Here is a 12969-nt window from a genome sequence, read left to right on the forward strand (position 1 = left end):
GCTCAGGGGAACTCACGGGATGTCGCACACCTGGCAGGAGATCGACGCCCGGCACGTCGTGGACTGCCTGGTCGAGCAGTGGCGCAGGACGTGGGAGCCGACCGTGCGGAACGCGTCGGGCGTCCTGGAGGCGCCGGGCGTGATGTGGCTTGCGGTCAAGGGATGGCTTGACGCTCTCCTGGTTGCCCGGCACGGCGGCCACGCTCCCGGCGCCCGGATCCGGTTCGGCGACGGCCGCCCCGCCGTGGTGTACGCCGTGGAGTGGGGCGAGGACGGCCCGCCTGTCGCCTACCGCGTCCACGAGCTGGAGCCTGGGCAGCACGGCAACGTGGGTCTCCTGGTGCCGTCCCTGACGAGTGACGTCCTGGTCCCGGCCGCCGACTACCGGGCGGGGGGAGACGCCCGGCACGCTGGACGACTGACCGGTCTCAGCGGATCAGGGAGCGGAGCACGGGGACGCTGATGCCGAATGCGGTGAGGCCGGCGAGGACTGCAGCCGCAGCCGGTCCGCCGCTGAAGAACGACAGGCCGCCCACAATGAGCCCGATGAATGCCGCTGAGAGCAGCACGAGGGCCGTGTGCATGGTCATGAACGGCTCGGGGTCCTGCGGGGGAGGCGGCGTCGGCATAAGCGAACTCACGTGACTGTCCTAGTGGTTGTCGGGGCCGTGACGCCGCTCTTAGGTTGGCTTCGGTCCGGCACCCCACGAAATTTCTGCCGGCAGGAACTCCTCTAAAAAATCTTGAAAAAGTCCGTGGGGTACCCGGGACCAGCCCACTTACAAGGGGTCGTCTTCGTCATTGGCCGTGGCAGCACGGGAGCTTGCGAGTGGGCTGGCGCGGCCGATGGGGAAGCCGGCCCCTTGCGTGAGCGGGGCCGGGTAGACGACCGAAAGGGGAGGCAATGCAGGGCGGCAGCGCGGGCGGGGAGGCCGCGGCCGCGCGTGCCCGGGACCTACAACCGCCAGGAGAGTTCACCCGAGGTGACCTGGCCGCGCCGGTGCCGACGAGCTTCGAGGGGATGACCCAGCAGGAGAAGCGTGAGGCGCAGCGGGCCAAGGAGAGCATCGACCGGAGGATGGCGGACCAGAGGCTGCTGGAGGTGCTGTCGGAGGACGGCTTCGAGGGCCCCCGGTACGACCGGTTCGTCCAGGAGCTCGTCCGGTACGGGATTTCGGTACTGCGCGCATGGATGCACTCCGGCTACATCTTCAAGCTCGTCGCCGAACGTGGCTACGGGCTGAAGCCCCACGAGCTTGAGCTCGAGGAGCTGGCTTCCGATAGTGAGCTGAGGGAGGAGCTGGCGTACATGACGGTCGCACTCGCCCTGCCCCGATTTCGTCAGCGCGCGTTCATCGACGGTGGCTGGTCCTTCGCCGGCGGAGCCAGCATCACCACCTACTTCATGGGGGCCTGCGCCTACGACTTCCCCAACGAGTTCCGCAAGTACCGGGCCTCCGAGGAGAGACAGCGGCGTGCGCTGCGCCAGCAGCAGGAGCACTACCAGCCGCGGGTCAGCAGTCTCAGCGTGGCCGACGAGGTGCTCGGCAACCTGCGGGTACTGGACGACCTCAATGGCATCGACGACGTGCGTACGAAAGCGGCGGTGGCCCTAACTCTTGACGGCTACACCCAGGCCGAGATCCAGGACCTTCTGGATGCGGCGAGTGAGCGGGCGGTGGAGGCCCTGATCTACCGGTGGCGGACCAAGGTCAAGCGCCAGATGAGGAAGGAGGATGAGCAGCGTGGCTAACGACGAGTCCTTCGACGAACTGATGGCCCAGAGTTCGCTGGGCTCTGCGGGAGCTCACAGCCTCCGTGAGAAGACCTCCCCAGACGCTGCCCGGCTGGTCCTTCGGGTGGTGGAGTTGCGCGACCTTCTCGATTCGTTCGATTCGTCCGACACCGATCCGCTCGCATTGGTGCGGCTGGGCGACGAGCTCGCGGGGGTGATGGGGGAGCTGGCGCAGACGGGGGCAGGCAAGGGCCCCAACCTGGTCAGGGTCGCTCGCAATCTTGCGCGTGCGGGTCACCTCGACAGCGCGCTCGGTTACATGACCCAGGCGAAGGAAGCCTTCGACGAGGCCGACGACTGGGAGGGAAGCGTCCAGGTCCTAGCCATGAGGAGCGCCATGTTGACGCGGGCGGGGAGGAACGCTGAGGCGCTTGCCACCATGCACCAGATGTCCACGCTGCTCGCGTCCCGAACCACGTCCGGCGCCCGGCTCGGAGCTTTGGCCGACAGCCTGCGGCAGGACACAGCGCGGCCAAGCCCGTCCAGAACTCAACCCGCGGCACAAGGGGAGTCCGGCCGAAGGACACTGGAGGCGGATCCCGATCCATGGCTTGCGCCCAGGCGCGGACTGCTACTGGCGATCGGCGCGGATAAGTCCGCTGACGTCGGCGTGCTGACACAGCGCCAGTCCCAAGAGGCGATCACGCTGCTGGTGAACGAAGCGGCCGACCGGACGCGCCTGGACCGAGCGCGGTGGGTGATGCATGAGAGGGAGGACGAGCTGCTTTGGATCCTGCCCGAGGAAGCCCGCGCCCCTTCCTTGATCGACGACTTCATGCCTGCCCTGAACGCCGATCTGCGAGCTTTCAATCGCGGTCGAGAGGCGGATACTCGGCTCAGACTGAGGGCTGCCGTCCACATCGGCGTGATTCAGCCGGGCGGGGTGCAAGGTTTCGTCAGCCGCAGCAGGGTCGTCCGCATCCTCAACTCCACCGCGTTGGGTACCGTCCTGGATAAGGAGCCGGGCGCCTGCCTGGCCGTTGCGTTGTCGGAGTACGTCTTTGACAAAGTCGTAGTGGCGGGGCATACGGCCGTTCCCCGGCGGGCGTTCCGCCGCATTCAGACGAGGGACTCGGACTCGGACAAGCCGTGGATCTGGGTCCCCGACGGCCGTAAGGGGCCGCGACTGCTGAGGTCCCGTCCTGCAGGCGCCGGCAGCAGGACGGGTACGGACGGCCACCCTCCGCGCAGGGATGGGATCTGAATCTAGTAGGCACCGCGCGGCACGTGGGACTCAGGCTGCTGGCCGGTCCATGGGATCCGTCTGCCACGGTCGCCGACCCGAGCCAGAGCGGGAGCAGCCGGCGGAACTAGATCAAGGGCAACCAGATCAACCGGAACCACTCCTTGGCGCTCGCCGTCGTCGACCGCGACGAACCGGGACGGATCGCCGGGTTGTTGCGCTACTTGCGCAGGTCCAGGCGCGCGGGCACGGGGTAAGGCCCGGAGGTTCAACCCTTGCGTGACCCCGTTCAACCCGGCGGCCGCGCGGCGGGTGTTGTGGCGCGGCACGTCACGCGGCGGGCCCCTCCTCAGGGAGGTCGTCCAGGAGCGCGGCGAGCTGGTCGACGTCGAGGGCCGTCGCCTCCTCCAGCTCGGTCCAGTCCTCGGTGCCCAGCGCGTCCAGCAGCTCCGCCAGGTGGCCCGGGTCGACGCCGAACCGGGCCTCTGCCCACACGGTGAACGCCTCGTCGGTGTCCTCGGGCAGCGGCCGGTCCCGCCGGGTCTCGGGCGTCTCCTGCCGCGCCCTGGGAAGGTCCGGCAGGGCGGCCCGGGCCTTGAGGTCATCCAGGGGTGGCAGGGCGGCGAGGGCGGCCGCCAGGGCCTGCGGGCGGCCCTCCTGCTGCCACCGCTCCGCGCCGCGCTGCGCCCAGTGCCACGCGGTCGACGTCGACACCCGGTAGGCCCGGGCGATGTGCCGGTACGGGAGGCCGGCGGCCGCCAGGACGGCGACCGTGCGCAGGTGGTCCCGGTCGGCCTCCTGCTCCTGGCGCTCCGCCTCGTCCAGCTCCTCGCGCGTGGGGCGGCCGTCCAGGATGGCGGCGAACACGGCCCGGGGCCGCTCGTGCTCGGGCACCAGGCGCTCGAACAGGTCGGCCGCGGTGAGGGGTGCACGGCGGATCTCCTCGGCGACGGCGACCTTCCACGGCCAGTAGACCTCGGCATACCAGCGCTCGCGGCGGGCCCGGCGCTCCTCGGGCGGGACGGCCGGGTCTGCCTTCGGGGGCCGGGGTGCCCAGCGCTGACGGAGCGGCCACGGGTGCAGCTCGCCCCGGTCGACGCGCCACAGGGTGGTCACCTCCGGGTCGTGCGGGTCGCGGACGGCGTACGTGCCGTCAGGCAGGCACGGGACGACGGGGCGGGCGGCGAGCTGGGCAGCGGACGGCATGGGCTCCTCCTGGTGGTCGTTGTCCTTGTTCGCATCCCTTGTCACCCAGTGAGCGAACGCTCAGCACGTGAACGGGCCTGGTCGCGGGGTGGCCGGGGGCGGGCGGGAAGGGGCCGTTTCCGGGGTGTAGAGGGCTGCGGATGCCCTGTGGAGAGGTCCGGGGCGGTCCGTAGGCGGGGAATGGGCGGGTCCTGGTAGGGCGTAGCGGGAGTGTCGGCGCTCGTCTTGTGGCGTACGGGCGGGGCCTGCTCCTGGTCGTCGTCCTCGTCGTCGGTGCCCTCGATGGCGCGCAGTCGACGGGCGCCGGCCTCCACGGCTGCGCGGAGACGTTCCCGGCGCTGCTCGGGGGTAAGAGCGGCGAACTCCTCCGCCTCGGCGGCGTGCCGGTCCACGGCCGGGCAGGTCGCGGTGAGCGCGGCGGTGACGTCCCCGAACAGGGCGCGGCGCTGCCGCATGACGACGTCGACCAGGCGGGCCAGGACGGACGGCGTGATGGCCGTGGGGTCCAGGTGCTCGATGGCTTCTGCGATCGCCTCGGTGAGGCCGCTCAGGATGCGGGCGTCCTCGCGGGCGGCCGCGCGGCGCTCCTCCAGCCACAGGGCGGCGTCGAGCTGGTCGCGGTGCTGGTCCCACGCGGCAGCGCGGTCCCTCCAGCGGAAGGCGGCCGCCACGGCTCGGACGTGGGAGGCGTGGAGTGCAAGCCTTTCGCTCGCCTCCTGCAAGGTGCGGGCCCGCCCGAGGTCCCGGTAGGCGAGGAACTGGGCGTGCCTGCGGGGCGTCTCGCCGGGCTGCCGCTCCCACGGGTCGACGTCGGGGGCGAGGGTGAGGGATGTCAGGTTCACCGGGGGCCGGCCTTTCTGGTGTGAGGGGGCGGCGGCCGCGCTCGGGGGGGTCGCGGCCGCCGTGGTGTCGGGCTACGGGCTACGGGCGACGTGCGGACGGAGGGATGCGCGCCTGCTCGAACGCCTCCTCCTGGCGGGCGAGGTCGGCGGCCGCGGCCTCCAGGACGTCCGGGGAGATCCAGCCGAACGGCTCGGCCGGGGGCTCCGTGGTCCCGGGGACGTCGTGCCAGGCGGTGACCCCGTGGCGCTTCGCGGTGGTCTCCAGCCATCCGGAGCGGTAGCCGGTCTCGTGCCAGGACCGGGGCAACCCGAGGGCGGCGTACAGGGCGGAGGCGGCCCGGGCCCACGGGTTGCGGCCGCGCGGCTGGAGTCCCCAGCAGCGCAGGCAGAGGTGCCCGGACACATGGACGTCGGCGCGCAGCGTGCGCTCCGGGATGCCGGGGGCGCCGCACAGCCAGCACCGGTTGTCCTCGGGGCGGCGGGTGCCGGTGATGCTGTCGGCGGCGGTGGGCCTGCTGGCCTTCACGGGTGATCCTCTCGGGTCGGTGGGGCGGTGAGGTGGTCGACGGCGGCCGCCCAGTCGGGGACGGCGGAGGGCACGAGGGCGAGCACGTCAGCGGACCGGCGTACGACGACCCCGGCCGCGACGGCGGCGGCGAGGTACCGCACGGCGTCCTCGGTTCGAAGGCAGGCACCGCGGGCGAGGTCCTGGACGACGTCGGTGCCGTGGCGCGGGCGGACGTGCCCGAGCTCGTCGGCGCGGTCGTGGAGGACGTACAGCAGCCCGAGGAACCGGGAGCGCAGCAGGACGGCCGGCATGGTGGCTTCCCACTCGCGGGCGAGCTGCCCGAGGTAGGCGGCCGGGACGGGTCCGGCGGATGGTCGGCTGGGGAGGTCGACGGCAGGCATGGGCGCCTCCGTGCTCGTGGGTGTCGCCAGGCCCTCAACCATCGGCGTCAGGAGGCGGCGCGGTGGCCGGCCTCCGGGTGGTGCAGCGCGCCAGGCCCAGAACCATGCAGCGCGCGGGCGACGTCAGGCGGTCGCCGTGGTGTCCCCAATTGGGGACATGCCGGAGCGGCGGCGCTCCAGCTCGGATCGGTGGACGCGGACGCGGTGGCCGGTCGGCCCGAGGCGCTGAACGCGCATCTCCGGGTCGGCAGCGATCCAGCGGGACACGGTCTTGGGGTGGACCTGGAGGGCGGCGGCGAACTGGGCGCGCGTCAGCCACTCGGGGCCGTCGTCGTCGGCGGTGCCCACGGGGCCTCCTTCGCTCGGGTGCGGGCGGACGTCCCAGCCGGTCCCATGAGGGGACAGCCGGGAGCGGCCGGGCACCTTAGCTCATTCCGGCCCCTTGCGGTGTCGGCGGAGGACGGGCCGCTCGTGAGACCGGACGTCAGGGCTATGACCTGCGGAGAGGGGGCGTCGTGGAACGCGTGAGACCGTCCTACGCGCGCGGGGTCGCGCGAGGCGACGACGGCCGCGAGGGCGGAATCGTTCCGCACCCCGCAAAGGTGTTGGGTTCTTGTTGTTGGGTTTCTTCTTGTTTACGTGCGCTGTAGCGCATCAGGCCACATGCGGTGTCGCGTACGAGGCCTGATGCGGTGTAGCGCATCAGGTGCCGAGTCCTCGTGCGCTGTGGCGCATCAGGTGCCGAGTCCTCGTGCGCTGTGGCGCATCAGGTGGACGGCTCCGGAACGCAGAAAGGCCCCCGGCCGCGCCCTCCGTGGAGGGGCGGCCGGGGGCCTCGTTGTCTGGGGTCAGTCGACCAGCTCGATACCGATGGCCAGGCACCCCAGCGCTTCCTTGTCCGGCGGATAGATGCGCCGGATGTTGGCCAGTTGCTCCTCACGGGTCGCGTCGGGGTTCACCTGGGAGGGCCCTTCGGCGTTCAGGAGTTCCTCGAACGAGGCGTACTCGGCGACCCGTGTCACCCGCGTCAGGCATGACCGGTCGGTGTTCTTCACGGCGAACCGGATCAGGTCACCGACGGCCAGGCCGTCGAACTTCGGGTACTTCACCCGCACTTCCCGGGTCTTGCGGCCGGTGGCCACGAGGTCGAAGTACTGGGGGTACAGGTTCAGCTCGATGACGCGGGCTGAGGTGGTGCTCATGTAGTCGGGCTCCCTGTGGGTACGGACATCAGCCGCGCGAGTTCCGCAGCCGAGTACGAGCGGAAGAAGTGCCGGGGGTGGGACAGCAGCAGTCCCGCCAGGTTCAGCAGGCGGTCCGCGAACTCCCCCACGGTGCCGGGCCACTTCCGGGTGTCGAGCATCCAGGGTTCGGCGCCTGCGGGCAACGCCGCCTCCCCGGAGCGGATGAGGCTCTTGGAGAGCTTGGCGCCCGTCTCGGCGACGATCATCGGGCAGAACAGCCGAGCGGGCAGTTGACCCCGGGTCAGGCCCACGGCCTGAAGCGCGCCGTCGACCAGGAGGCTCCCGGGCATCCAGTCGGTGCCCTTGACCATCACCTGGAGGACGTCGGCCTCCGCGAGCGCGGCGAGTTCCTTGACCATGTTCCGGTACAGGGTGGCGAGGTCGAGGTAGCCGCCGCTGGTGGGCGTGATCGTGGCCGCGTAGGGGCCGTGGTGCAGGCAGACCGCCGACACACGGGCGAAGCCGCGGCCGGCGAGTTCCACACGGGTGCGCTGCGCGTACTTCTCCGCCCACCCGCAGGAGCGCGGGCAGGGCACCCGCAGATGCGGCACTCCCGTGGAAGGAGCCAGCCAGAGACTTGCGGCGTCCAGACGCGGCAGCACCCGCAGCCACGTCTCCCGGAACAGGCCGCTCGCCTGCTGCTGCGAGTAGGTCTCCACGCCGTACGGCACGCCCAGCCGCTCCGACAGGGCGTCGAACAAAGGCCGGTAGAGGGCGCCGACCAGGCCGGTGATGCCGTCCGTACCGAGGGCGTGGGCGTAGGCCCGCTGGTAGCGGTTCCCCGATTCGGGGTCGGTGACGATCTCGTGCGGCGCGTTGTCCAGTGCCGAGAACCGGACCTCCACGGGCAGGCCGTGGCGGTCGTGGAGCCGGGCGGCCGTGGCGAACGCCATCGACTGCACCAGCGAGGTTCCGGCGTGCGGTGCGCCGTTGATCTGCGTGCCCACGACCAGGGCGATCCGCTGCGGCTTGCTGGCGTGGATACGCGGCGCGAGGACGTCCTCCACGTTCGTCAGGGCGTTCGCGAGGACGGTGTTCGGGCTGATGAGTGTCACGGTGTTGCCTCGTCTCGTGTCGGTGACCTGCTGGCTGCGTGGGCCGGGCCGGTGGACGTGGACGGGTTGAGGGCGGATCACTCGTGCCGCGCGCCCGCCTCGATCGAGGACGTCGAGGCGGGCGCGCGGAAAGCCGTACGGTCGGTCAGCGAGTGGGCCCGGTGGCGACCAGGGCGGCGAGGGCGATCCATCCCTTGTGCCAGGACTGATCCAGCAGGGGCCCCGCGCCCGGGTCTCGGGTGAGCCACTGACCTTTGCCGCTGCGGTGGGCGAAGCGGACCAGGGCCGGGGCCTCCGGTCCGTCCTCGCGCCAGTGGCCGGCGCACCGGTCGGCGACGTAGTGCGTGACGGCGGAGACGGCGAGCCCGGCGGCCGCGCGCCGCCAGTCCAGGCGCAGCCCGAGGTGCCGGGAGGCGGCCGCCAGGGCGAGGCCCTGCGTGGCGGTGTAGGAGGCGACGTTCTATCTGGTTCATGACGGCGTCGTGCACTGTCGCATCACCCGCAGGTGGGGTGCCGTGTACGACGCTTCACGTCACCGTGTCGTGCACGTCGTAGTTGTCGTTGAAGACGCGTGATTCATGAGTTCTCCGGCAGTCTCCGGCCCTTTCGTGTGGTCATGCCGTCGGGTCAGCGGTACTGGACCGTGCTGGATGAGGACCCCCTGGAGCCCGTAGCGGCGGCGGATGAGTTCCTGCGGCACGTGCGGTTCGGTCGCGATCAGGCGGAGTCGACGACGCGGACGTATGCCGGGGCGGTCGCGCTCTACCTGACCTGGTGCCGGTGCACCGGCCGGGAGTGGACGACGGCCGCGGGCCGCCTGGGCAGTTTCATGTTCTGGCTACGGCACTCGCCGGGGGACGACAGCGAGGTGGTGGCCGGGCCGGGTCGTGAGCCGGTCCGCGGGCCGCGCCGGATCAACACCGTGCTCGCCGGGGTACGCGAGTTCCTCGCGCACGGCACGACGTTGGGCACGGTGCCGATGTTCGTGCTGTCCCAGCTCTACGAGATCGCCGACGACCGTGACCTCCCGCCCGAGGCCCGCGGCGAGGGCAGCGGCCTGCGCTACTTCGCCAAGGCCAGGCACCGGGCCGCCGAGCCGGACGAGCCGGTCGGCCGCGCCACGGACGAAGAGGTCCTGGCCCTGCTGCGGGCCTGCCGCAACGCCCGGGACCGGTTCATCGTGCTGCTGCTGGCCAGGGCCGGCCTGCGCCGCAGCGAGGCCGTGGGCCTGCGGCGGGAAGACATCCACTTCGTCCTGGACGCCAGCGGGCTGGGTTGCCGGATTCCCGGCTCCCACCTGCACGTGGTACGCCGCGACAACGCCAACGGCGCCTGGGCGAAGTCGAAGCGCTCGCGCGCCGTCCCCGTCGACTTCCTGCTGGTGCAGGCTTACGACCAGTACGCCGTCGAACGGGATGCCTGCCGCAAGGCACGCGACAGCGACTTCGCCCTGGTGAACCTGTTCCGGCAGCCGCTCGGGGCGCCCATGCCGCCCGCGGCCTTGAACGGCCTTTTCGACCGGCTGTCGCGCCGGGCCGGGCTGTCCAAGGGCGTCCATCCCCATGCTCTGCGGCACGGATTCGCCAGCAACGCCGCCGACGCCGGCGCCGTTCTGGACGAGATCGCCGACCTGCTCGGCCATGCCAACCCATCCAGTTCGCAGGTCTACCTGCATCCCGACCCGCAGCGGCTGCGGGCCGCCGTGGATCGGGTGGGTGCGCTCGCTCCGAGGAGGAACGGATGACCTCGCCCCTGCAACTGGTGCACGCCCCGGCATCGGATCTGCTCCCTGCCCGCGCCAAGCGGCTGCGTGAGCTGATCCGCCCTGAGACACTGGAGATGCTGAACTGGGACGAGACGTCCCAGATCCTGCGGCCGTCACCGGATCACCCCTTCCTCGGCATGAACATCTGCGCCCGACAGGGCTGTTGGGCCGCCGCCCGCAGGACGGAACTGGGTCTGTGCTCGGCCTGCCGCAGCAGCTGGAAGCGGAGCGGCAAGACGCCGGAGGAGTTCCTGGCCACCGAGCCGAAGCAGATCAGCAACACCTCGGGCGGCTGCGGCGTCCCCAAGTGCCAGCGCCCTTGGACGTCGTCGAGGACGCAGATGTGCATGCGGCACCGCGAGCTGTTCGTGAAGCTGGGGCGCCCGCCGCTGGAGGAGTTCTTCGCCCATCCGCGCGTCCAGCCGTTGCCCGGGTTCGGCCTGTGCTCGGTGGACGCCTGCCACCGGCACCGGGCGAACAGCTCGAACCTGTGCTGCCCACCGCACTGGGTGAGGTGGAAGGAGGCACAGGCCCGCGGCACCGACTTCGAGCAGTGGTGCCGCACCGAGCCCGGCACTTCCGAAACCACCGCGGTGAGCCTTCGCGGACTGCCGACGCTGGTGACCGCCGAGGTCCTCTACGCGCTCCAGGCCCGCGCGGACGCCGAAATCAAGAGCCCGCCCATCCTGCTGCGGGGCGTCGTCCAGCACCTGCGCGAGCAGCGAGTCGAGCAGTTCGACGACGTCCAGGTCCGCCGCAACACCCACCTGAGCGGCATGGCCAACGCCATGCGCCGCACCATCGCGGCGGCTGTCTCCACTCCGGAACTGGAACAGATCAAGGACGTCTGGAACATGGCCGCCTTCGGCCTGGGCCAGTGGCGAAGGATGGACTTCACCCCGCTGCACCAGGAGTGGATGCGGCGGGCCTGCAAGACGTGGGTGCTGGACGAGATTCCCCGCCGCTACGGCAAGAACATCCCCAACAGCCTTTCCGAGATGATCCTCTGCCTCCGCTTCCTCTCGCAGAGCTTGGTCCGCTCCCGCGAGGACCGCGGGGAGAACATGGCCGCGCTCGGCCGCAGCGACATCGAGGCGTTCACCCAGTACGTCGCCCACCTGGAACACACCTGCGAGATCAGCTCCTTCCGCCGCACGACGGTCTCCCGGTTCACCGGCCGGTTCCTGCGCGAGATCCGCGACATGGGCCTGACCCTCCCTGGCGAGATCCTCGCGGACCTGCCCGACGACTTCGCGCTGCGCAGGCACGACATGCCCCCGGTCATCACCGAAGAGGGACCGGGCCGGGCCCTGCCGAGGGAGATCCTCACCCAGCTCTGCGAGCGGCTGCCCACCCTGGACCAGATCCGCGACGGCAGCGAGGACATGCGCAACGCGATCGAGATCCTCGTCGACACTGGACGGCGTCCCGACGAGATCGGCTGCCTGCCCTGGGACTGCCTGGAGACGGACGAGCACGGCAAGTCCGTGCTCGTCTATACCGACTTCAAGAACAACCGCACCGGCTGCCGCCTGCCGATCCCGGACTCCACCGCTGAGATCGTCGTCAGGCAGAAGAAGTCCATCCGCAACCGCTTCCCAGGCACCGGCCTGTCCAAGCTGGTGCTCTTTCCCCGACCCCGACAGAACTCCGAGGGCACCCAGCCGTTCCGCATGCAGCACATCGGCAACGTCCACCGGCGCTGGGTCAACGCCATGCCGCCCCTGCTTCTCGCCGACGGCACCGAGTTCCCAAAGCTGGAGGTCGTCCCCTACTCCTACCGGCACTCCTACGCGCAACGGCACGCGGACGCCGGAACCCTGCCCGACGTGCTCCGCGAGCTCATGGGTCACAGATCGTTGCAAACTACACAAATCTACTATCGGGTGACCGAGAAACGAACCAGGTCCGCGGTCGACAAGCTCGTCTCGCACCAGTTCGACCGGCACGGCAACCGGATCTGGACCGAGGCCCGACAGCTCCTGGAGCACGAACACGCCCGCCTGCGGATCGGCCAGGTCTCCGTCCCCTACGGCATCTGCGTCGAGCCGACCAACGTCAAGGCCGGCGGCCACGGCTGTCCGTTCCGGTTCCGCTGTGTCGGTTGCGATCACTTCCGCACCGACCCGTCGTACTTGCCGGAACTCAGGGCCTACCTCGACACGCTACTGAAAGACCGCGAACGCCTCGCTTCAGCAACGGAGTTGGACGATTGGGCCCGCACCGAATCGACCCCGTCCGAGGAGGAGATCAAGCGCATCCGCACACTGATCCGCCGCGTCGAGACTGACCTCGAAGGACTCACAGACGAAGAACGCGAGCAGATCGTGGAAGCCACCCGGACCCTGCGGAAGACCCGCACCGTCTCCCTCGGCATGCCCGGCATCCGGGCCCCTGAGCCGAACCTGCGGCTGGAGCGTGACGCATGACCACGTCACCGGGCCACCTGGCCAAAGCGCGAGCTGCGGACTCCGAACGCCGCCGGACCCGGGTTCTCAAGGTCCTCGACCAACTCGCCGCGAACGGTGAGGAGATCACTGTCTCCTCGGTCGCCCGCGCGGCCAGCGTCCATCGCAGCCTGATCCACCGCCACGGCGACCTCCACGCGGCCGTCCTCGCCCGCGCGGCCGAGCCGCCGCCCGGCGCGACTGCAGGGACGCAGGTCAGCCGCCAGTCGCTGCTGGCCGACGTCGCGAACCTCACCGCCCGCAACGGTCGCCTGTCCGCGCACATCACCCGGCTCGAACGGCGCCTGTCCGAAGCCCTCGGACAGGCCGCTTGGGAAGCATCCGGGCTCGGTGCCCCCGCCGACGTCGAAACGCTCACCCGCCGAATCGGCGAGCTGGAGCAGCAGGTCCTCGGCCTCCGAACTGAACTCGACGAGCGCGACGAAGACCTGGCCGCCGCACGCGCCGCGAACCGGGAACTCATGGCCCAGCTCAATGGAAAGGGGGGCTGATTCAGAAAGGA

14 protein-coding genes are annotated in these 12969 nt (G+C 70.7%); 6 read left to right on the forward strand and 8 right to left on the reverse strand.

The window, feature by feature from the left end; translation table 11 throughout:
- Positions 1-19 precede the first annotated feature (19 nt).
- Positions 20-463, forward strand: a complete 444-nt coding sequence (locus tag ACWD1U_RS16485; RefSeq protein WP_451108064.1) for a hypothetical protein — start codon at positions 20-22, stop codon at positions 461-463.
- Here ACWD1U_RS16485 and ACWD1U_RS16490 read toward each other — a convergent pair.
- Complete coding sequence (locus ACWD1U_RS16490; RefSeq protein WP_451108066.1) at positions 429-641, reverse strand: hypothetical protein; 213 nt, start codon at positions 639-641, stop codon at positions 429-431. The genes ACWD1U_RS16485 and ACWD1U_RS16490 overlap by 35 nt on opposite strands.
- A 263-nt stretch (positions 642-904) precedes the next feature.
- Here ACWD1U_RS16490 and ACWD1U_RS16495 point away from each other — a divergent pair, with 263 nt between their 5' ends.
- Positions 905-1753 carry a hypothetical protein gene (locus tag ACWD1U_RS16495; protein WP_451108067.1) on the forward strand — a complete coding sequence of 283 codons (849 nt, stop codon included), beginning with the start codon at positions 905-907 and terminating at the stop codon, positions 1751-1753.
- Complete coding sequence (locus ACWD1U_RS16500; RefSeq protein WP_451108069.1) at positions 1746-2999, forward strand: hypothetical protein; 1254 nt, start codon at positions 1746-1748, stop codon at positions 2997-2999. The genes ACWD1U_RS16495 and ACWD1U_RS16500 overlap by 8 nt, the downstream gene beginning before the upstream one ends.
- 309 nt (positions 3000-3308) lie before the next feature.
- On the opposite strand, the gene ACWD1U_RS16505 is transcribed toward ACWD1U_RS16500, so the two are convergent.
- The 7 genes from ACWD1U_RS16505 to ACWD1U_RS16535 all read right to left on the reverse strand — a co-directional run bounded on the left by ACWD1U_RS16505 (position 3309) and on the right by ACWD1U_RS16535 (position 8234).
- The gene (locus tag ACWD1U_RS16505; protein WP_451108071.1) at positions 3309-4229 is read right to left on the reverse strand and encodes a helix-turn-helix domain-containing protein; all 921 of its coding nucleotides are present in this window, start codon (positions 4227-4229) and stop codon (positions 3309-3311) included.
- Positions 4226-5026 (reverse strand): hypothetical protein, encoded by an 801-nt coding sequence (locus tag ACWD1U_RS16510; protein ID WP_451108072.1) that lies wholly within the window; start codon positions 5024-5026, stop codon positions 4226-4228. Before ACWD1U_RS16510 ends, ACWD1U_RS16505 begins: the two co-directional genes overlap by 4 nt.
- 79 nt (positions 5027-5105) lie before the next feature.
- Positions 5106-5552, reverse strand: a complete 447-nt coding sequence (locus tag ACWD1U_RS16515; protein ID WP_451108074.1) for a hypothetical protein — start codon at positions 5550-5552, stop codon at positions 5106-5108.
- Complete coding sequence (locus tag ACWD1U_RS16520) at positions 5549-5935, reverse strand: hypothetical protein (RefSeq protein ID WP_451108075.1); 387 nt, start codon at positions 5933-5935, stop codon at positions 5549-5551. Before ACWD1U_RS16520 ends, ACWD1U_RS16515 begins: the two co-directional genes overlap by 4 nt.
- Positions 5936-6058: 123 nt before the next feature.
- Positions 6059-6283, reverse strand: a complete 225-nt coding sequence (locus ACWD1U_RS16525; protein WP_451108077.1) for a helix-turn-helix domain-containing protein — start codon at positions 6281-6283, stop codon at positions 6059-6061.
- A 500-nt stretch (positions 6284-6783) separates the two neighbouring features.
- Entirely contained in the window at positions 6784-7137 is a 354-nt protein-coding gene (locus ACWD1U_RS16530) for an ASCH domain-containing protein (protein ID WP_451108078.1), read from the reverse strand.
- Positions 7134-8234 (reverse strand): hypothetical protein, encoded by a 1101-nt coding sequence (locus ACWD1U_RS16535; RefSeq protein ID WP_451108080.1) that lies wholly within the window; start codon positions 8232-8234, stop codon positions 7134-7136. Before ACWD1U_RS16535 ends, ACWD1U_RS16530 begins: the two co-directional genes overlap by 4 nt.
- 616 nt (positions 8235-8850) lie before the next feature.
- Here ACWD1U_RS16535 and ACWD1U_RS16540 point away from each other — a divergent pair.
- The 3 genes from ACWD1U_RS16540 to ACWD1U_RS16550 are packed head-to-tail and all read left to right on the forward strand — an operon-like array spanning position 8851 to position 12958.
- Entirely contained in the window at positions 8851-9978 is a 1128-nt protein-coding gene (locus tag ACWD1U_RS16540; protein WP_451108081.1) for a tyrosine-type recombinase/integrase, read from the forward strand.
- The gene (locus tag ACWD1U_RS16545; protein ID WP_451108083.1) at positions 9975-12428 is read left to right on the forward strand and encodes a tyrosine-type recombinase/integrase; all 2454 of its coding nucleotides are present in this window, start codon (positions 9975-9977) and stop codon (positions 12426-12428) included. The genes ACWD1U_RS16540 and ACWD1U_RS16545 overlap by 4 nt, the downstream gene beginning before the upstream one ends.
- Positions 12425-12958: a hypothetical protein gene (locus tag ACWD1U_RS16550; protein ID WP_451108084.1), complete on the forward strand. Its 534-nt coding sequence runs from the start codon at positions 12425-12427 to the stop codon at positions 12956-12958. The genes ACWD1U_RS16545 and ACWD1U_RS16550 overlap by 4 nt, the downstream gene beginning before the upstream one ends.
- The last annotated feature ends 11 nt before the right edge of the window (positions 12959-12969 follow it).

The organism is Streptomyces sp. NPDC002788 (assembly GCF_053592115.1).